The organism is Rhodococcus sp. IEGM 1307, from assembly GCF_030056915.1.
In the GTDB taxonomy this organism is placed as follows: Bacteria; Actinomycetota; Actinomycetes; order Mycobacteriales; family Mycobacteriaceae; genus Rhodococcus_F; species Rhodococcus_F opacus_D.
This window is the reverse complement of sequence record NZ_JASHKW010000007.1, coordinates 80222-101461: the sequence shown is the minus strand read 5'-3', so window position 1 is coordinate 101461 and position 21240 is coordinate 80222. Positions and strand designations below refer to the sequence as shown.

The following is a 21240-nucleotide window of genomic DNA, read 5'->3' as shown; positions in this document are numbered from 1 at the left end:
ATTTCGCCGTTCGCGCAAGGGTAGCCTTCCCAAAAATCCTGAGCCTGCGTTATGGCTTCAGGACATCCGTCCCGACGAACGGCACGAGGGCCTCGGGCACCCGGACGGTGCCGTCGGACTGCTGGTGGTTCTCCAGGATGGCGACGATCCACCGGGTGGTGGCGAGGGTGCCGTTGAGGGTCGCGGCCGTCTGCGGCTTCCCGTTCTCGTCGCGGTACCGCACACCGAGACGACGCGCCTGGAACGTCGTGCAGTTGGACGTCGAGGTGAGCTCGCGGTACGCCTGCTGCGTGGGCACCCAGGCCTCGCAGTCGAACTTGCGGGCGGCCGACGACCCCAGGTCGCCGCCGGCCACGTCGATCACCCGGTACGGCACGTCGATCGCGGCGAGCATGTCGCGCTCCCACGCGAGCAGGCGCTGGTGCTCCGCGTCGGCGTCCTCGGGCTTGCAGTAGGTGAACATCTCCACCTTGTCGAACTGGTGGACCCGGATGATGCCGCGGGTGTCCTTGCCGTAGCTGCCGGCCTCGCGGCGGAAACACGTCGACCAGCCCGCGTACCGCTTGGGGCCGTCGGCGAGGTCGAGGATCTCGCCCGAGTGGTACCCGGCGAGCGGGACCTCGGACGTGCCGACGAGGTACAGGTCGTCGTCGGCGAGGTGGTAGATCTCGTCCGCGTGGGCGCCGAGGAACCCGGTTCCCGCCATGATCTCCGGCCGCACCAGCACCGGCGGGATCATCATCTGGAAGCCGTTGGCCATCGCCTTCTGCGCGGCCAGCTGCAGCATTCCCAGCTGCAGCATCGCGCCGAAGCCGGTGAGGAAGTAGAAGCGGGCGCCGGAAACCTTCGCGCCGCGCTCCATGTCGATCAGCCCCAGCGACTCACCCAGCTCGAGGTGGTCCTTGGGTTCGAAGTCGAACGCGGGAATGTCACCGACCGTCTCGAGGGTGTCGAAGTCGTCCTCGCCGCCCGCGGGGGCGCCCTCCTGGACGACGTTGGAGATCGCCCGGTGCGCGGCGTCGAGCGCGGCCTGCGCCTCGTGCTGCTCGGCCTCGGCCTGCTTGACCTTGGCCGCGAGTTCCTTGGACCCCTCGAGCAGCGCCGGACGCTCCTCCGGGGACGCCTGCCCGACCTTCTTGCCGAACGCCTTCTGCTCGGCACGCAGATTGTCGCCGGCGAGAACGGCGGCGCGCCGGGACGCGTCGGCCTCGAGCAATGCGTCGACCAGGGCGGGATCTTCGCCACGGGTGCGCTGCGACTCGCGGACGGCGTCGGGGTTCTCGCGGAGGAACTTCAGGTCAATCACGGCTTCAAACCCTACCGGGCGCCGCTGAGCGGCTCACTCCGGTTTCGGTTCCAGCAGGCTCAGTAGGTCCTCACGGCCGAACATGCGGGCGGCGTCGACGGCGGTCGGGTGGCCTGCCGTGGCGTCGGCACCGCCGGCGACGAGGGTCCGCACAACGGCGTCCTCACCCTTGAACAGCGCCCCTGCCAGCGGAGACTGTCCCTTGTCGTTAAGGCGGTCGACGTCGGCGCCGCGGTCGATCAGGACCTGAACGGCGACGGCGTGACCGTGGTAGGCGGCCAGCATCACCAGGGTGTCGCCGTTCTGATTGGCCAGGTTCACCGGGACACCCGCGTCGAGGTACGTGGCCAAGGACACGGCGTCACCGGATCGTGCCGTGTCGAACACGCGCCCGGCGAGCTCTTGCAGTTCAGGATCCACCGGCTCGGCGGACTGCTGAGGATCGTCACTCATGGTCGTCGAAGTTACGCCAGGTTCGAGCCGATTGCGGGAGTTGTTCTGCTTCCACGATCGGAACAGGCATTATGGAAATCGATGTCCTCAGATCAGTCGAACGGCGCCGAACCCCAGCCGAAGAATGCCGGGCAACCGGACAAGGCGCCCCGCAGCATGTCCGCGACCACGACGCGTCGCGCGCTCGCGGCCGTCGCGGCAGGTGCCGTGGTGGCGGCGATCGCCACGTTCGCGATCGCCGGCGGTTTCAACCGCAGCGAGAATCTCCCCGCGCACTCCACCGGTTCCGGACCGCAGGCGACGGGTTCGGTGGAGGGTGACGCGTTCGCTTCGGCGGCGGCAGGCGACTGCCTCGACTGGACGCCGTCGAACGATCCGCAGGAGGACCGGAAGGACGTCGCGAAGGTCGACTGCTCGGAGGAACACCGGTTCGAGGTGGCGGCGCCGCTGGATCTCAGCGTGTACCCGGGCGCCGAGTTCGGTCCGGGTTCGCGTTATCCGGGTGCGCTGCGGTTCGCCGCGTTGCGCGACGAACACTGTGTGCCCGCCGTCGACACCTACCTCGGCGCGAAGTTCGATCCGTACGGCAAGTTCAGCGTGGGTCTCATGTTCCCCAGCGAGTCCGGTTGGGCGGCGGGCGAGCGGACACTGCGGTGCGGTCTCCAATTCTCCAGCACCGCAGGGACGTTGCTGCCGTTCACCGGCAAGGTGGCCGAGCAGGACCAATCCAACATCTGGGATCCGGGCACCTGCATCGGCATCAACCAGAACGTGCCCACCGATCCCGTCGACTGCGCGCAACCCCACGCCTTCGAAGTGATCTCCGTCGTCGACCTGGCCACCCAGTTCCCCGCGTCGATGCCGACCGTCGAAGACCAGGACAAGTACCTCGAGGGTGTGTGCACGCAGGCCGCCAACGAGTACCTCGGTTCCGCCGACGCGTTGCGGAACAAGACGCTCACGCTGTTCTGGGACAACCTGGAACTCGACAGCTGGCTCGCGGGCAGCAGGCGGGTGAACTGCTCGGTGGGCAAGGAGACCGACGCCGGCGGCTTCTCGACCATCACCGGTTCGGCGAAGGGCGAGATCCTCATCAACGGCGCGGCACCCGTGCCGCCGCCGCCGGTCCCGGAGGGCAGGTCGATACCGACGCCGCTTCCCGGCGCCGCTCCGGTCCCCGGGAACTGATGTGGCGGTGAGCATGACGCCCGACCGATTCGAGGAATTGGTGGGCGACGCACTCGATCTGATCCCACCCCAGCTCGCGGCCGCGATCGACAACGTCGTCGTCCTCGTCGACGACCGCAACGACGAGGACCCGTATCTTCTGGGCCTCTACCACGGGATCGCGCTCACGGAACGGGACAGCCATTACGGCGGATCGCTGCCCGATACGATTACCGTCTATCGCGACGCCCTCCTCGAAATCTGCAGTTCGGAGGAGGAAGTCGTCCACGAGGTAGCCGTCACCGTGATACACGAGGTTGCGCACTACTTCGGGATAGAAGAAGATCGCTTGCACGAGCTCGGCTGGGGATGAACGGTTTTCCCGAGAAGAAATTCTCGGGATCGGGGGGGAACCGAAGAGCGCGTTGCAGCGTCCAAGTGTGTAGGGACAGCTGCACATGCAGTTCGTTTGCCGGGGGGCAACTGCCTTCCGCCTGCCTAGGTCAAGAAGGAGTTCGACGCCATGCCAGCTCTGCACGTCGCACCTGAAGCTCTTGTCGCCGCCGCCGTGGAACTCGACGCGCTCGCCGCGCGTCTCGAGACCGCGGTCGCTCTCAACTCCGCGGCCATCCGCGTGCTCCCCTCCGGGAGCGAAGAGGTGTCTCTGCACGCGGCCGGTTACTTCAACACCGTTGCCAACACGTTCACTCCCGCTGTCGCCCAGGGCATTCTCGAGATGCGCGAGACCGCGAACACGCTCCGCACCCAGGCCGCGCTGTACGTCGCCGAGGACCTCGCGCTCGGCGCGTCCCTCGCTGCGGGCATGTGACGGCCGGCGCCTCGAGACCACTAGGAGATCAAGCATGACCATGGGACTGACAGGTGTCATCTGGTTGCCCCGAGGGGCGACCGTCAACTCGACCACCCTCGCCGCCGGCGCGGGCCCGGTGCCGCTGAGCGTGGCGAGCGCGGCGTGGACGGCGCTGTCCACGAGCTTCGTCGACGCCAACCTCACGCTGGTCCGCGTGATGGCCGAACTCGCGGCCGGCTGGCAGGGTGTCTCGGCGGTCGCGGCGCTCGCGAAGATCACGCCGTTCACGGTGTGGACGGCCGAATGCGCCGAACTCGCCGCGGACACCGCAGCGAAAGCGGGGCTCGAAGCCGGCGCCTACACCACTGCCGCGCTCATCATGCCCAGCATCCCCGAGATCGTCGCCGTGAAGACCGCGAAGGCCACCGCGTATTCGACGGGTGGCGCGCTCAACGGCACCGCCGCGGCCGCGGAAGCCGCGGACCGCGCGATGGACATTCGCGCCGGTCTCGTGATGGAGGGTTACGAGGCCGCGTCGAACATCCTGGCGCTCAAACGCACGTACAGGCAGCCCCCTCGGATCGTCACGAAGGCCGATTCGAAGGAGGTCGGGACGTTCGACGAAATCCCGTCCGACGGTGAATTCGATCCGACCCGTGCCGCAGCTGCCGCACTGATGGCCGCCGGCCAGAACCCGGCCGTCACCACGGCCGCGTCGCAGGTCGGCAGCATCGCGGGCACCACGGTCTCCACCGCCACGTCGGCGGCGAGCAACATCGGTGGCGCGGCGTTGTCCGCGGTCACCGGTGGCGGCGTCACCCCGATGGTGGGCGGCGCGCCGATGATGTCCGGTGGCGCGTACGGCGGCGGCTCTGCCTCGACCAGTGCTGCGGCAGCCCGCACCTCGGTCGGTGCGATCGGCGCCGGCGCCGTAGGCGGGGCGACCCTGCCGGAAGGCTGGGGTAAGACGGACGGCGGCCAGGGCGCGCGGCCCGGCGCACCGGCAACCGCACCCGGCGGGGTGATCGGAGACGTTCGCGCCGAAGTGAACCCGGCTGCGGCGGCGCGCGGCGCCACCGGTAGCGGACCGATGACGGTCGGGCGCGGCGCGGCCGGGGCGGGTTCACAGGACGAGGACGAGCGGGAGACCCCCGACTACCTGAAGAACTTCGAGCACTTCTCCGACGGGCGCACCGTCATACCGTCGGTCATCGGTGCGAACACCGACCACCGGGAGTCCGGACGGTGATCGATCTGGGCACCCAGCCGGGCGTACCGACCCTCCCGGCGGTGACCCTGAGCCTCGACGAAATGGATTATCTCGTCGACACGCTCGCACTCGACGTGCTGCCGGTGGTGCTCGACGCCACCCCGCGGTACGACACGTACGACGCCAGGGACGCAGTGTTCCGCGGCGCCGTCGACACCCTCGCCGCCCGGGATCTGCTCCCGGGCGGCGGGGTTCACCCCGAACTCGCCGACCGCCTCCGGGTTCTCGCCCGACCGCTGTGGGAGATCGCCCTGCGCTGGTACGTCGACGGCAGCATCTCGAGGCTGTGCATCTCCCAGGGCGAAACCCTCTCGGTCCTGGCCCTGCGCGCCGGCGACACGTACGTCGTGCAGGATGCGGGCGCCGACATCTTCGCCCCCGTCATCGGAGCGCTGGGGGCCGCCGACCCGATGATCGTCGGCGTCGTCAACGCACCCACGGTGCAGCTCGGCGAAGCCTTCGATCAGGGCGGGGACGGCAAGTCGCTCGCCGCCGCCCTCACCGCACTCGGGGTGAGCGCGGTCGACGCGACCGTCCTCGGCAACGCGATGGCAGCCTGCACCACCTACGCCGAGATCGTCGGAATCGTCTACGGCGACGGACGGTACGACCCCGTGGGTGGGCCCGTCACAGTCTTCGACACGTCGGCGGGACGCATCGTCGGCACGTCCAGTGTCTCCGCGCACGGGGTGGCGTGGTCGTCGCTCAGCCCCGGCACCCCGCAGCGCCTGCGGCAGGCGCTGGAGTCGCTGGCCGACCGGCTCCACTGACCTACACCGGTTGCCGCTTCCACCACGCGCCGGTCTCGCGGCGCTCCTTCCAGGTGGTGAATTCGTACCGGTACATGCGCGCACGCACGTGTTTCGGCGGTTCCTCCGGGAACGGGTTGTACTGCAACAGCTTCAGGGTGTCGCGATCGTTCCGCAGCAGCCTCTCGACGAAACCCCGGAACCACGGTTCGGCGTAGCCGGGCGAGATCGCCGTGAACCAGAACAACCAGTCGAGCCGCAGGTGATACGGCGCGAACTGCCGCGGTCGCCGGCGAACGTCTCCCGGTTTCCCCTTGAACCCGTACTCCTTCCACTCGGAACGCACACTGGCGTGTGTGTCCGACGTGCCCTCCACGATCACCTCGTAACGCACCCGGGTGATGCTGCCGAACGCGCCGTACGTGTTGACGAAATGCCACTTGTTGAATGACGCATTCATGCGCTGCCCGTGGGAGATCAAGTTGCGGATCGGCCAGTAGCTCAACACGACGACGAGAGCCGTCACCGCGATCACCAGCACGACGAAGGGCATGGGCGCCGAGTCGCCGGCGGCCGGGACGTCGAACGGCAGCACCTTCTCGTACACGCTGTCCGGGATGACGGACAGTCCCAGCACGATGGTCGTCCAGTTCAGCCACGAGAAGTTACCGCTCGCCACCAGCCACAGCTGGCTGACGATCATGATCGTCGCGGCGACGGCGGCGACCGGTTGCGGCGCGAACAGCCCGAACGGCACCACCAACTGGGCGAAGTGGTTGCCGAGCACCTCCACCTTGTGCAGCGGCTTCGGCAGCTGGTGGAAGTACCAGCTGAACGGTCCGGGCATCGGCTGGGTTTCGTGGTGGTAGTACAGGCAGGTGAGGTCCTTCCAGCATCGGTCGCCGCGCATCTTGATCAGCCCGGCACCGAACTCGAGGCGGAACAGCAACCACCTCAGCACGAGCAGCACGAGAATCGGCGGACCGACCGACGCATTGCCCAGGAAGATCGCGAGGAAACCCGCTTCGAGCAGCAACGACTCCCAGCCGAAGCTGTACCAGATCTGGGAGACGTTGACGATCGAGAGGTACAGCACCCACAGGGCGAACCACACGAACATGCACGCCGCGAGCGGGATGACCTGCGTCAGACCGAGCAGCGCGGCGAGGGACAGTCCGGCGCCGGTCCAGCAGACCGCCTCGAAGAATCGGTCCGAGTAGTGGAAATGGAAGATGCTCGGTGAACGTCCGAATGTGACGGCGTGGAGGAAGTTCGGGATGGGCAGCATCCCGTTGCTGCCGACGAGCGGCCTGAACTGGTTTCTCGCAGCCACGAACGCGACGAGATAGATCGCGGCGAGCCCCTCGGTGACGAGCAGCCGACCGAGCGAATAGTCATCGCCAACGAACCAATCCACCGCCGTCACTCCTCGAGGACGGTTTCCTCCATGGTCGCGCAACCCCAGGGTGCGCGCAACGACGTCACCCCATCGGGTCGTCGGCGCCGGGGATCACCCGGTGCTCGAACGGTGGTTCGACGGTTCCCCAGCGCACGCACTCCCAGCCACCGTCCGCGAGTGGTGTCAGCTCTACCGACTGCGTGTTGGCCAGATGATTGTTGGCGGCGAACAACCCGGGCACCCCGGCGAGTTGCGCTGCCACGAGCCGGATGGCGGCGCCGTGGCTGACCAGCACGACGTCTCCCGATTCCGCCGGGTCGTCGAGGTATTGCTCACGCAGGGAGTCCACGACCGGCACATACCGTTCGAGGATGTCGTGGGCGGATTCCCCGCCGGGGACCCGGGCGTCCAGTTCGCCGGTGTGCCACAGGTGGAACGTCTTCATGAACAGCTTGTGCGACTCCTCGTCGCTGCGGTCCTCGAGTTCACCGGCCTGTGCCTCGTGCAGGCCCTCCCGCACCTGGACGGCGATGCCCGACGCGAGTTCGACGAAGCGCGCCGTCTGCCGGGCGCGCAGAGCCTGCGAGGACACGAGGGCGGCCGTCGTCGCCTTCGCGGCGAGGTCGGTGCCCAGCCGTTCGGCCTGGGAGAGCCCTTCGGGTGTCAGCCGGGCACCGGGCAGCCGGGTGTCGAGCCTGCGCTCGACGTTGGCCTCGGTCTGCCCGTGCCGGACCAGGATCAGCTTGCCGCTCACGATTCCCTCTCTCCCTGACGGATTCGTTCGATCCAGTCCGCTGCGTCTCCGTCGGACGGCGGCGGCGGGCCGCTGGGGTTCGCCGCGGGCCAGGACCCGAGGAACCGCACGTGCGACTTGCGGTGCAGCGCACGGAACGCCTCGGCGACGAGCGGGTCGTCGATGTGCCCGATGCAGTCGACGAAGAAGCGGTACAAGCCGGGGGTGGTGCGCACCGGGCGCGATTCGATCCGGATGAGATCGATTCCGCGGGTCGCGAACTCGGAGAGCACACCGACGAGGGAGCCGGGGGTGTTGTGGGGTTCGAGCACGGCCGAGGTGCGGTCGCCGCCGGTGCGTGCGGGCACCTGGGTCGGCGCGGTGATGAGAACGAACCGGGTGCGGGCGCTCTTCTCGTCCGCCACCCCGTCGGCGAGGCTGCGCAGCCCGAGCCGTTCGCCGGCGAGGGCGGTGGACACGGCGGCGTCGGCGAGGCCGTTCGCCACGTCCTCGGCGGCGCCCGCGTTGGAGGACGCCGTCTGGAGTTCGGCGCCGGGGCAGTTCTCCTCCAGCCAGATTCGCACCTGGCCGGCCGCCACCGGGTACGCCCGCACGGTGCGCACCTGATCGAGCCGCTCGATGCCGGCCCCGCCGAGGATCGTGAACGCCACGTCGAGCTCGGTCTCGGCCACGATCTGCAGGCGGTCGCCCAGCGCGAGCGAGTCGAGGGTGGGCACCACGGCCCCCTCCACGGAGCTCTCGATGGGAACGACGGCGCCGTCGACGACGCCGTCGCGCACCTTGGCCAGGCTGGCGGGCGGACTCGTCGCGGCTACCCGCTCGACCGGGCCGTCGAAGGCACCCGCGGCCTCGAGCTGGGCGAGCGCCATCTCCGTGAAGGTTCCCGAGGGTCCGAAATACGCGATCTTTGGCACGCCTACGAGATTACGCACCGAGCGTTGACGGACCGGCGCATTGGCGGTGAATGTTTTACCGCAGACCCGCGTCCGCCAGCTCACGGGCGACGAGCGCCGGGTCGTGTACCTCGACCCCCAGCAGGACCTCGCGGACGGCCTCCGCGGCCTCGGGGATCAGAGAGGTGAGCCTCGTCGGATCCGGTGCCGCGAGCGCCGCCCGCACATCGTCGCCGCGAAGGGACGCGACCGTCCCGGACAGGAGCGCGAGCACCTCGGCCGTGCCGCGTGCCCTCGCCACATACCCGACGTCCGCATGCGCGAGGACGGCCAGGAAGTCGGCGACCTCGCCGATGCCGCGCCCGCTCGCGAGGCCCGGGATGCGGCCGGCGTCCGCGAGTTGCTGCGCAGTCTCGGCGAGACCGGGGTCGTCGCTGCCGTCGGCGGTGACGAACAACGCGAGCGGAGACGGCAGCCGGAGCGCGACCGCGTCGCCGAGCTGGCTCGCGGGGCAGTCGAGGTGGAACCGGACCGCCTCGTAGGAGGCCTGCTCGTTGGTGCGGAGAACGGCGGGGTCGACGTCGAGACCCACGATGATGCGGCCGGCGTCGGTCCCGGCGGCGTCGAGCAGTGCGGACGCCGGGACCACCCGCGGTCCGAGCGCGCCGCCTGCGGCCGGGCCGGTGTCCTGGGATCCGCTGAGAAGTTCGGCGAGCAACGACTGCGGTCCACGGGAGCGCGGGACACCGAGGGAGAGAGGTATAGCCACCTCCCCACCGTAATGCCCACCTCGTGGACCGGATTCGTCTCGGGGTCTTGCCATCGCCGACCGGCTGACATTAGGTTAGGGTTACCTCAGTATCGCGGAACCCTGAAGGAGGCTCCATGCCCGTCACGACCACCGGTCCGTCCACCGCCGAGCGTGTGCGTAGCTCGTGCGCACGGACCCAGGACGCGGTACTCGCCGTCGAAGGCAGCGCACCGACCGTCACGTCGGTACACCACCTGCGGTCCAGCGGCGACGTCGTGGTCGCCGTGCCCACCGAATCGGCGGCCGCCACGCTGTCCTGGCTCGCCGGTGGCGGCGGGATCCCCGCTGTGCTCGAGCTGACCGACAACTCACCACTCGCGCTGCGTGAGCCCGTGCGGTCACTCGTCTGGCTGCGCGGCAACCTCCACGCGCTCTGCGAGGCACACACCCGGACGCTGGCCGACGAGGTGGCCTCCGAGTACCCGCACCCCGGACTTCTCGACGTCGGGCACGATGCGACGCTGCTGCAACTCCGCCTCGAATCGGCGGTGGTCGCCGATTCCAGTGGCGCCGAACCCGTCGCCCTCGACGACCTGCTCGCCGCCCGGCCCGACCCGTTCTGGGAAATGGAGACCGCCTGGCTCCAGCACCTCGACGAGGACCACCGAGACCTCATCGACATGCTGTCCCGCAAACTGCCGCCCCACATGCGACGCGGACGCGTCCGCCCGCTGGGCATCGACCGGTACGGACTGCGACTGCGCGTCGAGAACGATCACGGCGACCGCGACATCTGGATGCCGTTCTCCGCGCCGGTCGACGACGCCGTCGCGCTGAGCAGGGCGATCCGGCTGCTGGTGGGATGCCCGTTCGTGAACGGACTCCGCGCGCGCGGCTGATCGGCATTCCGGTTCGGCGCGCGCTAGCGTGTGCCGCGTGATCTCGCGTGCAACGCTCGCCTCCTGGATACGGCCCGCCTCACCCGAACCGGCCGCTCCGCCGGCCACCGGGAGTGAGCGGCGGGCCCTGTGGATCGAGATCACGATCGTCCTGCTCGTCACGTTCGGGACGAGCGGACTGTCGGGACTGCTGTCGCTGTCCGAATCGCTGCTGACCCCGGGCAACCTCGCCGATCAGGCCGTCGCCCTCAATGTCTCCCGCGCGGAGAACCAGATCATCGACGTCGCCCGGCAATTGCTCGGCGTCGTGAAACTTCTCGCCTGGGGTGCGCTGGGTCTGTACCTCCTGTGGCGCAGCGGCCTCGGCCCGCGCGCCGTCGGGCTCGGCCGGCCCCGGTGGCGTCCCGACGCGACGCAGGGTGTCGGGCTCGCCGCACTGATCGGTCTGCCCGGGCTCGGCTTCTACCTGCTGGCCCGCGCAATCGGCGCCAACCTCACCGTCGTGCCCAGCACGATCGGGGATCACTGGTGGCGGCTGCCGGCCCTGATCCTGTGGGCGATCGCGAACTCCGGCGCGGAGGAAGTGCTCGTCGTCGCATATCTGATCACCCGACTGCGGCAACTCGGGTGGAGCGAGAACTCGTCGCTGCTCGCGTCGGCGGTGCTCCGCGGGACGTACCACCTCTACCAGGGTTTCGGTGGCGGGCTGGGAAACGTCGCCATGGGTCTGGTGTTCGGCCGGTACTGGCAGAAGACTGGACGGTTGTGGCCTCTCGTGATCGCCCACGCCACCATCGATTCGGTCGCGTTCGTCGGCTACGCCGCCCTGCGCGGGCACGTCGGCTGGATTCCGTAATCCGGCGGGACCAGTAAAGTCGCGTGGGTGACCGGCGACGCCCCCTATCCTCCGCTGCCGCCCCGTCCGCCCCGGCGGACGCAGGGCGGGCAGCAGGTGCCGCCGCCCCCGAAGCGCCGAATGCCGCCGCCTGACCAGCGGATTCCTCCGCAGACGCGGCGGGTGCCACCGCAAGGTCCCCCGCAACAGGGACCTCCTGCGCCCCGCCCGCGCCACCCCGCTCCCCGGCAGGGTCCCCCGGCGCCGCCGCCGGAGGGCACCCAGGTGATCCGCCGCGACGGTCGGGGCGCCCCGCCGCCGCCCCAGCAGGCGTGGTCGCAGGCCCCCGAACCGCAGTTGTCCCGGTCGGCGCCGCCGCAGGGACCGCGCGGCTACGCGCCCACCCAGACGCCGCAGCCGTACCGGGACGCGCCGCCACCGCCGCCTCGGGTGCCCGACCGGCGTCCCCCTCGCACGCCACCACCGCCGCCGCCGCTCGCACCGCCACGGACCCCGGAGCCCCCGGGGCAGCGACGTCCCAAGCGCAAGCGGAACTGGGGCCGGCGCATCGGCATCCTGTTCCTGGTGCTGGTCCTGGCGCTCGCGGGCATGACGTACTACCTCGACAGTTCGCTGAACCGGATCGACGCCGTGGCCGACTATCCCGGCCGGATCGACGACACCCCCGGCACGAACTGGCTGCTCGTCGGTTCGGACAGCCGCACCGGGCTGACCCCCGAGCAGGAACAGGAGTTGTCGACCGGCGGCAACAGCGGCCCCGACCGCACCGACACCATCATCGTGGTGCACGTCCCCAGCGGCGGCGGCCCGGCGACGATGGTGAGCATCCCGCGCGACTCGTACGTGTCGATCCCCGGCTACGGCGAGGACAAGATCAACGCGTCGTTCGCGTTCGGCGGTCCGCAACTGCTGACCCAGACGGTCGAGGAGGCGTCCGGTCTGCACATCGACCACTACGCCGAGATCGGATTCGGTGGTTTCGCCGGCATCGTCGACGCGATCGGCGGTGTCGACATGTGCCTGGACACCGCCATCGACGATCCGCTCGCGGGGATCAACCTCGCACCCGGCTGCCAGGAACTGACGGGGGCGCAGGCCCTCGGCTTCGTCCGCAGCCGCGCGACCGCGCTCGCCGACATCGACCGGATGAACCATCAGCGGATGTTCATGGCGGCGTTGATGTCGAAGGCCACCAGCCCCGCGACGTGGCTCAACCCGTTCCGCGTCTGGCCGCTCGTCACCGACACCGCCGCATCGCTGCGTGTCGACGAGAGCGACCACATCTGGCACCTCGCCGCACTCGCCTGGGCGGTACGCGGCGACATGGTCACCACCACCGTCCCCGTGGGCGGTTTCGAGGACGTCGACGGTGCCGGGAACGTGCTGCTCTGGGATCACGACCGGGCGTCGCAGTTCTTCGACGCGCTGGCGAACGACCGTCAGGTCCCGGCCGAACTGGTCACCACCGGACCGTGACCGACGCCCGTAAACTGACACTCATGTCTCAATCGGCGACGAAGACCCCCACCGAGTTCCACGCCCTCCTGCTGCAGCAGATCCGCAACGAGTTCACCGCGTCCCAGCAGTACATCGCGGTAGCCGTCTATTTCGACTCGCACGATCTGCCGCAACTGGCTCGCCGGTTCTATTCGCAGGCCGCCGAGGAGCGCGGCCACGCGCTGATGATGATCCAGTACCTGATCGACAACAACCTCGAAGTGACCGTCCCCGGCATCGACGACGTGGTCACCGATTTCGATTCGGTGCGCGCCCCCGTCGCTCTGGCGGTGGAACGGGAACGCGTCGTCACGGAACAGATCACGAAGCTCGCCCGAACGGCCCGCGACACCGGCGACTACCTCGGCGAGCGGTTCATCCAGTGGTTCCTGGAGGAACAGGTCGAGGAGGTCGCGAGCATGCACACCCTGCTCACCATCGTCGAGCGTGCCGGCGACAACCTGTTCGACATCGAGGATTTCATCGCCCGCGAGATGAGCGGGATCTCACCGATCCGGCCGGGTGCGCCGAAGAGGGCGGGCGGCGGCGTCTGACCCTGTCGGGTCAGCAGCGGGTGGGCGCCGGTTCGCCGCGGAACCGCGCGGCCACGTATTCGTACGCGTCCGGAAAGCCCACCACTGCCGTCGTCATATGCTCGGATATCTCGTACGGGACGAACGTCAATCTGGCGCCGGCGGCGCAATAGCGATGCGCGGTCTCGGCAATCGAATCGAACGGTGTCAGCCCGTCGAGGGTGCCGTGCCACAGGTAGAGGGGTGCGGTCGGTACCCCTTCGAAGTACCGCAGGCTGTTGTCGCGCAACACCTGATGCGCGCCCGAACTCGCCATGAGGCTGGTCGACGCGGCCAGCTGTCCGGCGCTGCGGAAGGCGCCGTGAAACAGGAGGAACCGGCGGCATTCGTTCGACATCCACTCGCGCAGCCACAGTCCGGTCGCGTTCAGCTGCGACGAAATCGGTAGCTGTTCCGGGTATTCGCGTTCCAAGCCGATCGCGGCAGCGAACGCGAGCCCGAACCCCGGGTGCGGATTGAATCCCAGGCCCTGGGCCATCTGCTCGAGGTCCGCGGGAATCCCACCCGCCACCACCGCGTCGAGTTTCAGCTCCGGCGCATAACTCGGGGCCAGCGCCGCGGCCCACGCGCTGGCCATTCCCCCACCCGAATACCCGGCCAGCGCCACCGGGCTGTGCGACAACCCCAGTTCGGCCACCCGCTGCACCGCCCGGACACTGTCGAGGGTGATCATGCCGCCGAGTTTCGCGGCACCGTAGGCGCCGGTCGGGCCGAGATGGTCGGGCACCGAGACCGCCCAGCCGCGTTGCAGGCCCAGATACAGGCCCGGCGACTCCTGCAGTTCCAGATTGAACAACGACCGCGACGGGGCGCACTTGGTTCCGAGCGAATTCACGATCGCCTGATACGACACGAGCGGAGGATTCGCAACACCGCGAGGAAGCAGAACCGTGGTGACGGCCAGGATCGGATGTCCCGTCGAGTTCGTCGACCGGAACGCGATCTGCCACCCGTCCGAGTTCGCGTACATCCAGGTGTCGATTCGCCGCGTCCGCACGACGTCGCCGGGACGAAGGACCCCGAGGTCGGCCGGAGCGAGATAGAACGGGTCGGGATCCGGCCACGGATACAACGGTTCGGCCTGCGCCGGGGCCGGAATCGCCGCCCCCAGGAAAAGGGCACCGAGAATCAACGCTAGCCACGCACCGGATCGACTCACCATGTGTCTGCCCCTCCGGGCCGCGCCGTCAGAACGCTGTGAATTTTATACACGGGCGAGGCCCCGCCGACGTGGTTTGCCTCGTTCCCGTCGGGGATCCGCCGCCAGCTGAGGTTAGGAAAATGACATCAGAATGGTCCCGAAATTAGGTTGACTTTAGTTTGGGCAAGCTTCCCAAAATTAGGTTCAACTTGGATGACACCCGGTCTGACCAGCGATATTATCCATTTCATGACTTCGACTGACGCGCACAAGACGAAATTCCACGCTCTGCTCCACGACCAGATTCGCAACGAATTCAACGCGTCACACCAGTACATCGCGACTGCCGTCTATTTCGACAATGCGGACCTGCCGCAGTTGGCCAAGCACTTCTACAAGCAGGCCGTCGAAGAGCGCAACCACGCCATGATGATCGTCCAGTACTTCCTCGACCGCGACATCTCCGTGGAACTGTCGGGTGTCGACGCGGCGAAGGGCCAGTTCGAGAACGCACGCGAGCCGATCGCCCTCGCCCTGACGCAGGAGCAGACGGTCACCGAGCAGATCGTGCAGCTGGCCAGCACCGCCCGCGAGGAGGGCGACTACCTCGGCGAGCAGTTCATGCAGTGGTTCCTCAAGGAGCAGGTCGAGGAGGTCGCGAGCATGACGACGCTGCTGACCATCGCCGACCGCGCGGGCAGCAACCTGTTCGACCTGGAGGAGTTCGTCGCACGTGAGATGAGCGGCCCCGCAGACACGTCCGGGGCACCGCACGCAGCCGGCGGTTCCATCTAGGCGGCTCCGCCACCCGTGCGCCTTTCTGGTTGTGGTTGCTACCAGAAAGGCGCACGGGCCCGAAGGGCCTATCGCAACGTGACCTGACGGCCGCGCAGTCCGTCGCGGGCGCGACGCTCCTCGGTGGTGAGCGGCGCGTCGACGGCGAGCGCTTCGGCCAGTCGCTGGCCGAGTTCGACGGTCGCGGCGGCCCACTCGTTCGCGTGCTTTTCGCGGTCCAGGTCGAACACCGGGACCAGCAGTCCGTGTGTCCGGAACGACCCGGCGTAGCGCGAACCCTCACCGAGGTGGAGGCCGCCGGTCGCGTGCACGCGCGCCAGGGCCAGCATCAGATCGTCCTCGTTCTCCGGGCGCACCCAGCGGATGTGCGCCTTCTCGCCCGCATCGACCCACCACGCCGCGACGACACCCTCGGCCTCGACGCGCGCGGACGGCATGATCGCCGCATTCGCGTGCTGCACGGTGGTCGCGACCTCGGGGGCCGGCTCCACGCCTTCGGGAATCCACCAGTTGAAATCCTGGTGCACGGTGATGTCGAGCGGTGCGTCCGCGTCGATCACGTCGGCCAGTGCCGGGGTGTCGGATCCGGGGTTGGCGGAGGCCAGCGATTCACCGGCCGCGGCGTCACGGACCCAGGCGACGGACGCGGCCAGATCGGCGCCGAGATCCGCGGAATGCGCCTGGACCTGCACACCGACGAACCCGGTTGCACTGTCGCCCTCGTCGCGGACCAGCGCCGCGACAGCACCGGGCAGCACGGTCGCGAGGGTCACCGGGCGGGACGAATCCTTGACGGGCAGCGGGGCGGTCGCCGACGGGACGAACTCGCGCAGCGCCACCAGATCGCATTCGGCGGCGAGGCCTTCGAACGGCCGGGTCACGGCCGCTGCGGCGCTCTCCCGTTCCGCCTGCCGCTGCGCGAGCTTCTCGGCGCGGGCACTACCGGGCTTCGGACCACTGTTTCTCTTGCTCTTCTTTGCCACGACGCCAAAACCTACACGCCGACGCCGGTCCGGTCAGGACGCCAGCCACTTCTTGGTGCGGCCGGGGTGGTTGGTGGCCACCCAGCTGACCCCGAGTTCGCGGCACAGTTCGACGTCGCTGCGGTTGTCGACGGTCCAGCAGTAGGTGGCTCGTCCTGCGGCGGCGGCCTTGTCGACGATGTCCGGGTGTTCGTGCAGCGTCTTCACCGACGGACCGACCGCGGTGGCGCCGACGGTGGTCGCGGCTCCCCCGCCGAGGTACCGGGCGGATTCGCCGAGCAGGACGGTCGGGAGCATCGGCGCCGACCGGCGGATCCGCCACACCGCTCCGGCGGAGAACGACATCACGACGGCTCGGGAGTGGTCGGCGGACGGCGGCGCTGCGATGCCGAAGCGTTGCAGTTCGGCGAGCACCTTGCTCTCGACGAGGCCGCCGAAACGCACGGGGTGCTTGGTTTCGATGAAGAGTTTCACCGGGCGCGCCGACCAGTCCAGGGTGAGCGCGATCAGCGCACTCAGCTCGAGGAGTTCGGCCGGCTCGTCTTCCGTGCCGTAATTGAATTCCGCGAGCTCTTCGAGGGTCATCTCGCTGACGACGCCGGTTCCGGTGGACGTCCGGTCGACGGTGCGGTCGTGGACGCACACGAGGTGGCCGTCGCGGGTGAGCCGCACGTCGCATTCCAGTCCGTCCGCGCCCTCTTCCAGCGCCAGCTTGTACGCGGCGAGCGTGTGTTCCGGCATGGCCGCGGATGCGCCGCGGTGCGCCACGACCAGGGGTCCGCGCCGGTCGGGGCTCACGACGCGACGGCTTCCCGGTCGCCGGCCGCGGGAGTCTTCTCGGCGGCCTTCTCGGCAGCCTTCTCCGCGTCCTTCTGCGGCGGCGGGTCGGTGGCGATCACCCAGCGGGTGACGGGTTCCTTCGCCCCCTTCAGCGTCCGGCCCTCGAGTCGTCGGAGCACCATCAGTGCGAGTACGGCCGTCGCGGAGGCGACCAGCGCCGTGAAGGCGGCCAGCAGGACACCGTCCGCCATGGCCTGCAGTCCGGGCCTGGACCGCCAGAACCAGTTGAAGACGACGAGCACGGCCCCGAAAATCCACAGACTCCACCAGGCCCGGACCAGCAGGACGGCGCGGGGATCGCGGCGAATCACCTCGAGCAGGTACACACCAGGCATCACCAGGTTCAGGCCCGGCACCGCGCAACCGACGATCACCTCGGTGGGGGTGCGCGGGTCGGACGTCTTGGCACGGGCGAACGTGCGGCGACGCATCCGCAGCAACCAGCACACACCGCCGATGCCCGACAGCAGCGCGAGGAGCATCCCGCCGGCCTGGCCGAGGAACACCGCGATGTCGGACACGACGAGCAGGGTGGGATCGATCAGCCGGGTCCGGTTGCGAAGGAGCACGGCGTATCGGCCCAGTTCGGCGAACACGGCGAACGCGTACAGACCGGCGGTGAGGGTGAGGAAGAAGGCCGCCTTGCCGGCGAGCAGTTCCGGCCAGTCGCGGCGCGCGGAGGGTGATTCGACGTGATCGTGGAGTCCCCAGCGGGGGATCTCGGTGTAGTGCGGGGTGGGGCTCGGCGCCGACGGCTCGGCCGCGAGGCCGCTCCGCCGCAGCGGGGATCGCGCGATCCAGTGGAATCCCCGGCTCGCGGGTGGCTGGTGCTGGTCGGTGCGAACGGGGGCGAGCAGCACACCGTGGCAGCGGGGGCACCACTGCGCCGGGGAGCCGAGGACCGGCCACCGAGCCGCGCATCGCGCGCACACCTGAACGACGACGCTCATCCCCTCCGCACCCACTTCACATTGCCGATTCTGTCACGACCCGCGAATGCGGGCAGCCCACGACCGAATCGTCCTTTTTGGGGAGAATGTGTGAGCTGCACCACGGAAAATGCCGAGTTATCCACAGTTTCCACAGGTTCATACACAGTTATGGACAGTGTGAGGAGTGCTCATACACAGGTCAGAGCGCATGCGAATCCGTGATTGTTGACAGCTTCGGATGAACGGTCCACAACGGTGGATGAATTTGACATCGCAGCTCGGTGAACAATCACCACTCGGTGGCCGACGGCTCGGCCCGGAATTACCCCTCCAGTTCGGATCGCCCGCGAAGCGACCCGAGAACTCCGGACCGGCCGTCGTCTCCCCCACCTGTGCCGGGGCGAAAATGCCCCGACACTTGATCTGACGCAGCCCGGCGCGGTTTGGTTCCACCTGATCTGTAATCTCGGAAAACGATGACGGACGACGTCGGATCGCGGTGGCACCTCGGGCCCGCCCGTGTCCTCCAGGTGGCCGCCGCCCTCGTCGTGGTGCAACTTCTCGTGCGGACGTGGGTGGCCGCGAACAGCGACTTCTACTGGGACGATCTGATCCTCGCCGGGCGCGGCGGAAGCCTCCCGCTGCTCTCCGCCGACCTGCTGCTCTACGACCACGACGGTCACCTCATGCCCGGGGCCTTCCTGGTGGCGGGTATCGCGACGCGGTTGGCGCCGTACGAGTGGATCCTGCCGATGCTGACGATGATCGCGCTGCAGGCGGTGGCGTCGTATGCGGTCTTCCGGCTGCTTCGCACGATCCTCGGGCCACGTCCGGTCCTGCTGGTTCCGCTGGCGATCTATCTGTTCTCTCCGCTGACCGTGCCGGCGTTCGCGTGGTGGGCGGCGGCGCTCAACGCACTGCCGCTGCAGATCGCGCTGGCGTGGGTGGCGCGCGACGCCCTCGAGTTGTGCCGCACCGGGCGGCGGCGGTACGCGGTGTCGGGCACGCTCGTGCTGATCGCGTCGCTGCTGTTCTTCGAGAAGTCGGTCGTGGTCCCGTTCGTCGCGTTCGCGACCGTGGCGCTGCTCGCGTACGTCGGGGAGCGGGAGCGGCCGGTGCGGTCGACGCTGCGGCGAGGTGCGGCCCTCTGGGTCTCGTCGGCGGCGGTGCTGGCGGTGTGGGCGGCGTTCTATTTCTCCACCGTCGCGTCGCAGTGGGAATGGGCGGGCGCGTCGCGTGCGTTCGAACTGTTCCACCACGGCACGTCGCTCGGGTTGCTGCCCACGTTCGTGGGTGGGCCGTGGACGTGGGACCGGTGGATTCCGAGTCCCCCATGGGCGTCCCCGTCGACGGCGCTGGAGGTGGTCGGCTGGGTGGTCCTCGTCGCGGCGGTGGTCGCGACGGTCCGGCTGAAGCGCCGCATCGGCTGGGTGTGGATCCTCACGGCCGCGTACTTTCTGCTGTCGGTGACGGCGATGGTCGTCACCCGGTGGGGCGCGGACACCACCTACGAACTCGCGCAGACGCTGCGCTACTTCACGGACACCGCCGTGATCCTCGCGATCGCCGTCGCGGTGATCGCCCGCGCACCCCGCCGACGCGCCGACCCCGTCCGGGTGCGGCCGCTGGTGGCCGTCACCGCCGTGGTCGCGTTCGTCGCGAGCAGCCTGTGGTCGACGTACACGTTCACCCGCAGCTGGGAGGAGAACCCGACCACGGCCTACCTCGCGACCGCGCGTGCGTCGCTCGCCGAACGGGACGACGCGCCGATCCTCCAGCAGCCCGCGTCCATCTGGGTGCTGTTGCCGGTGGCGTACCCGAACAATCTGGTGAGCCGGGTGTTCGCTCCGCTGCGGGACCGCCCCGAGTTCTCCGACAGCACCCCCGACCTCCGGATGATCGACGACGACGGTTCGGTGGTCGACGCCCAGGTCACGTGGGTGCGCGCGATCGAGCCCGGACCCGTCCCGGACTGCGGGAACCTGGTGGATCAGCGCAGTTTCGTGTCCCTCCCCCTCGACGGACCGCTGACCGGCTGGGAGTGGACTGCGCAGCTCAACTACATGGCCACCGCGGACGGTGAGATCGCCGTCGCGATGGAGGTCGGCAACCCGGTGCGGGTGCCGGTGCAGCGCGGCCCGAATTCGGTGTTCGTGCGGCTCACCGGTGGCGGTCAGAGCGTGCGGGTGAGCACCCTGACCCCGGACCTGTCGCTGTGCATCGGCGCGGGCCCGGTCGGGGTCGTCGTGCCGAAGTAGTTACCGCCCGTACCGCGACCACGCGACACGGGCACTGGCCGCACCGACGATCGCGGCGGCCACCTCGTCCCAGCTCGCGGCGGGCAGCCCGAGCTTCGCGAACAACGAGCGGCGCGGCCCGGTCATCTCGAGGGTGGCGTCGGGGAACCGCTTCTCCACCACCTCGCGCAGCGTGCCGATCCCGTCGACGATGCCGAGCTCGACGGCGCGGCGCCCCAGCCAGACGTCGCCGTTGAATAGCTCGGCCCCGTCCGCCTTCAGCTTGTCCCCACGGCGGCCGACCACCCAGTCGCGGAATTCGTCGTGGATACCTTCCTGGATCTGTTCGAGCCACTGCACGTCCTCGGACTTCTCCGCGAAGAACGGGTCGAGGCGGGCCTTCGCCTCGCCGGCCGAGTGCAGCCGCCGTTCGATGCCCAGGCGGTCGATCAGTTCGGAGAACCCGAAGCCCGCCGAGATGACACCGACGGAGCCGACCACCGACGTGGCGGTCGCGTAGATCTCGTCGGCCGCGCAGGCCAGCCAGTAGCCGCCGGACGCGACGACGTCTTCGCAGAACGCGAGCACGGGCAGTTCGTGTTCGGTGGCGAGCTGACGGATGCGGGCGGCGATGTATTCGCTCTGCGTCGGCGACCCGCCGGGACTGTTGATCAGCAGCGCCACCGCTTTCGCACCGTGCGTGGTGAACGCGCGGCGCAGCGGTTCCTCGACGGATTCCGCGCTCAGCACACGCCCGAAACCTGCTCCGCCGGACGCGATCATGCCCTGCAGCCGGACCACCGGCACCACGCCGGCGCTGCTGCCCCCGAACGCGTCGGGCAGCTTGTCGGCCAGCGGTTTCGGCAGGTTCAGTGGGATCTTGGCCATGAAATCAGCGTACCGATCACGGATCG

The 21240-nt window shown here is 69.0% G+C and carries 22 protein-coding genes; 11 read left to right on the top strand and 11 right to left on the bottom strand.

Going from position 1 to position 21240, the window contains the following annotated elements:
• Positions 1-49 precede the first annotated feature (49 nt).
• A complete protein-coding gene (gene serS, locus QM841_RS15330) occupies positions 50-1306 on the bottom strand; it encodes a serine--tRNA ligase (RefSeq protein WP_283332631.1) in 1257 nt (418 codons plus the stop codon).
• 33 nt (positions 1307-1339) lie between these two features.
• Positions 1340-1759 carry an ankyrin repeat domain-containing protein gene (locus tag QM841_RS15325; protein ID WP_280781891.1) on the bottom strand — a complete coding sequence of 140 codons (420 nt, stop codon included), beginning with the start codon at positions 1757-1759 and terminating at the stop codon, positions 1340-1342.
• Between the two features lie 81 nt (positions 1760-1840).
• Here QM841_RS15325 and QM841_RS15320 point away from each other — a divergent pair, with 81 nt between their 5' ends.
• From QM841_RS15320 to QM841_RS15300, 5 genes are all read left to right on the top strand, one after another.
• Positions 1841-2947: a septum formation family protein gene (locus QM841_RS15320; RefSeq protein ID WP_283332630.1), complete on the top strand. Its 1107-nt coding sequence runs from the start codon at positions 1841-1843 to the stop codon at positions 2945-2947.
• A gap of 1 nt (position 2948) precedes the next feature.
• On the top strand, positions 2949-3299 hold the full coding sequence (locus QM841_RS15315; RefSeq protein ID WP_009477115.1) for a metallopeptidase family protein: 351 nt from the start codon (positions 2949-2951) through the stop codon (positions 3297-3299).
• Positions 3300-3449: 150 nt separating this feature from the next.
• Positions 3450-3755 (top strand): PE family protein, encoded by a 306-nt coding sequence (locus QM841_RS15310; protein ID WP_144284647.1) that lies wholly within the window; start codon positions 3450-3452, stop codon positions 3753-3755.
• A gap of 34 nt (positions 3756-3789) precedes the next feature.
• Positions 3790-4986, top strand: a complete 1197-nt coding sequence (locus QM841_RS15305) for a PPE family protein (protein ID WP_283332629.1) — start codon at positions 3790-3792, stop codon at positions 4984-4986.
• Complete coding sequence (locus QM841_RS15300) at positions 4983-5777, top strand: ESX secretion-associated protein EspG (protein ID WP_283332628.1); 795 nt, start codon at positions 4983-4985, stop codon at positions 5775-5777. Before QM841_RS15305 ends, QM841_RS15300 begins: the two co-directional genes overlap by 4 nt.
• Before the next feature lies 1 nt (position 5778).
• On the opposite strand, the gene QM841_RS15295 is transcribed toward QM841_RS15300, so the two are convergent.
• From QM841_RS15295 to QM841_RS15280, 4 genes are read right to left on the bottom strand one after another with little or no spacing between them, the layout of a single operon-like run.
• Entirely contained in the window at positions 5779-7182 is a 1404-nt protein-coding gene (locus QM841_RS15295) for a lipase maturation factor family protein (protein WP_283332626.1), read from the bottom strand.
• A 55-nt stretch (positions 7183-7237) separates the two neighbouring features.
• Positions 7238-7909, bottom strand: coding sequence for a histidine phosphatase family protein (locus tag QM841_RS15290; protein ID WP_283332625.1), 672 nt, complete (start codon positions 7907-7909; stop codon positions 7238-7240).
• Positions 7906-8823, bottom strand: coding sequence for a prephenate dehydratase (pheA, locus tag QM841_RS15285; RefSeq protein WP_283332624.1), 918 nt, complete (start codon positions 8821-8823; stop codon positions 7906-7908). Before pheA ends, QM841_RS15290 begins: the two co-directional genes overlap by 4 nt.
• Positions 8824-8878: 55 nt before the next feature.
• Positions 8879-9571 (bottom strand): hypothetical protein, encoded by a 693-nt coding sequence (locus QM841_RS15280; RefSeq protein ID WP_283332623.1) that lies wholly within the window; start codon positions 9569-9571, stop codon positions 8879-8881.
• 116 nt (positions 9572-9687) lie between these two features.
• Between QM841_RS15280 and QM841_RS15275 the strand changes: the two genes are divergently transcribed.
• From QM841_RS15275 to QM841_RS15260, 4 genes are all read left to right on the top strand, one after another.
• Positions 9688-10452 carry a DUF2470 domain-containing protein gene (locus QM841_RS15275; RefSeq protein ID WP_007298301.1) on the top strand — a complete coding sequence of 255 codons (765 nt, stop codon included), beginning with the start codon at positions 9688-9690 and terminating at the stop codon, positions 10450-10452.
• Between the two features lie 37 nt (positions 10453-10489).
• Complete coding sequence (locus tag QM841_RS15270; RefSeq protein WP_283332622.1) at positions 10490-11308, top strand: CPBP family intramembrane glutamic endopeptidase; 819 nt, start codon at positions 10490-10492, stop codon at positions 11306-11308.
• A gap of 264 nt (positions 11309-11572) precedes the next feature.
• Positions 11573-12784: an LCP family protein gene (locus QM841_RS15265; protein ID WP_283332849.1), complete on the top strand. Its 1212-nt coding sequence runs from the start codon at positions 11573-11575 to the stop codon at positions 12782-12784.
• A gap of 23 nt (positions 12785-12807) precedes the next feature.
• A complete protein-coding gene (locus tag QM841_RS15260; protein WP_283332621.1) occupies positions 12808-13359 on the top strand; it encodes a ferritin in 552 nt (183 codons plus the stop codon).
• Between the two features lie 10 nt (positions 13360-13369).
• Here the strand turns inward: QM841_RS15260 and QM841_RS15255 are convergent, their stop codons facing one another.
• Complete coding sequence (locus QM841_RS15255; RefSeq protein WP_283332620.1) at positions 13370-14560, bottom strand: lipase family protein; 1191 nt, start codon at positions 14558-14560, stop codon at positions 13370-13372.
• Positions 14561-14788: 228 nt separating this feature from the next.
• Between QM841_RS15255 and QM841_RS15250 the strand changes: the two genes are divergently transcribed.
• On the top strand, positions 14789-15334 hold the full coding sequence (locus QM841_RS15250; RefSeq protein ID WP_280781901.1) for a ferritin: 546 nt from the start codon (positions 14789-14791) through the stop codon (positions 15332-15334).
• Between the two features lie 68 nt (positions 15335-15402).
• Here QM841_RS15250 and QM841_RS15245 read toward each other — a convergent pair whose 3' ends face one another.
• From QM841_RS15245 to QM841_RS15235, 3 genes are read right to left on the bottom strand one after another with little or no spacing between them, the layout of a single operon-like run.
• Positions 15403-16317: a DUF5926 family protein gene (locus QM841_RS15245; protein WP_120659927.1), complete on the bottom strand. Its 915-nt coding sequence runs from the start codon at positions 16315-16317 to the stop codon at positions 15403-15405.
• Positions 16318-16350: 33 nt separating this feature from the next.
• A complete protein-coding gene (locus QM841_RS15240; protein ID WP_283332619.1) occupies positions 16351-17115 on the bottom strand; it encodes a glycerophosphodiester phosphodiesterase in 765 nt (254 codons plus the stop codon).
• The gene (locus QM841_RS15235; protein WP_283332618.1) at positions 17112-18107 is read right to left on the bottom strand and encodes a DUF4328 domain-containing protein; all 996 of its coding nucleotides are present in this window, start codon (positions 18105-18107) and stop codon (positions 17112-17114) included. The genes QM841_RS15240 and QM841_RS15235 overlap by 4 nt, the downstream gene beginning before the upstream one ends.
• A 458-nt stretch (positions 18108-18565) precedes the next feature.
• On the opposite strand from QM841_RS15235, the gene QM841_RS15230 reads away from it, so the two are divergent.
• Positions 18566-20347, top strand: a complete 1782-nt coding sequence (locus QM841_RS15230) for a hypothetical protein (protein ID WP_283332617.1) — start codon at positions 18566-18568, stop codon at positions 20345-20347.
• Here QM841_RS15230 and QM841_RS15225 read toward each other — a convergent pair whose 3' ends face one another.
• The gene (locus tag QM841_RS15225; protein WP_105414054.1) at positions 20348-21214 is read right to left on the bottom strand and encodes a S49 family peptidase; all 867 of its coding nucleotides are present in this window, start codon (positions 21212-21214) and stop codon (positions 20348-20350) included.
• Positions 21215-21240 lie beyond the last annotated feature (26 nt).

Bases quoted from the DNA above. Each gene is read 5' to 3' on its own strand.
- QM841_RS15235 (WP_283332618.1), bottom strand. From the start codon at position 18,107: ATGAGCGTCGTCGTTCAGGTGTGCGCGCGATGCGCGGCTCGGTGGCCG.
- QM841_RS15320 (WP_283332630.1), top strand. From the start codon at position 1,841: ATGTCCTCAGATCAGTCGAACGGCGCCGAACCCCAGCCGAAGAATGCC.
- QM841_RS15250 (WP_280781901.1), top strand. From the start codon at position 14,789: ATGACTTCGACTGACGCGCACAAGACGAAATTCCACGCTCTGCTCCAC.
- QM841_RS15310 (WP_144284647.1), top strand. From the start codon at position 3,450: ATGCCAGCTCTGCACGTCGCACCTGAAGCTCTTGTCGCCGCCGCCGTG.
- QM841_RS15305 (WP_283332629.1), top strand. From the start codon at position 3,790: ATGACCATGGGACTGACAGGTGTCATCTGGTTGCCCCGAGGGGCGACC.
- QM841_RS15255 (WP_283332620.1), bottom strand. From the start codon at position 14,560: ATGGTGAGTCGATCCGGTGCGTGGCTAGCGTTGATTCTCGGTGCCCTT.
- QM841_RS15260 (WP_283332621.1), top strand. From the start codon at position 12,808: ATGTCTCAATCGGCGACGAAGACCCCCACCGAGTTCCACGCCCTCCTG.
- QM841_RS15275 (WP_007298301.1), top strand. From the start codon at position 9,688: ATGCCCGTCACGACCACCGGTCCGTCCACCGCCGAGCGTGTGCGTAGC.
- QM841_RS15230 (WP_283332617.1), top strand. From the start codon at position 18,566: ATGACGGACGACGTCGGATCGCGGTGGCACCTCGGGCCCGCCCGTGTC.
- QM841_RS15225 (WP_105414054.1), bottom strand. From the start codon at position 21,214: ATGGCCAAGATCCCACTGAACCTGCCGAAACCGCTGGCCGACAAGCTG.
- QM841_RS15325 (WP_280781891.1), bottom strand. From the start codon at position 1,759: ATGAGTGACGATCCTCAGCAGTCCGCCGAGCCGGTGGATCCTGAACTG.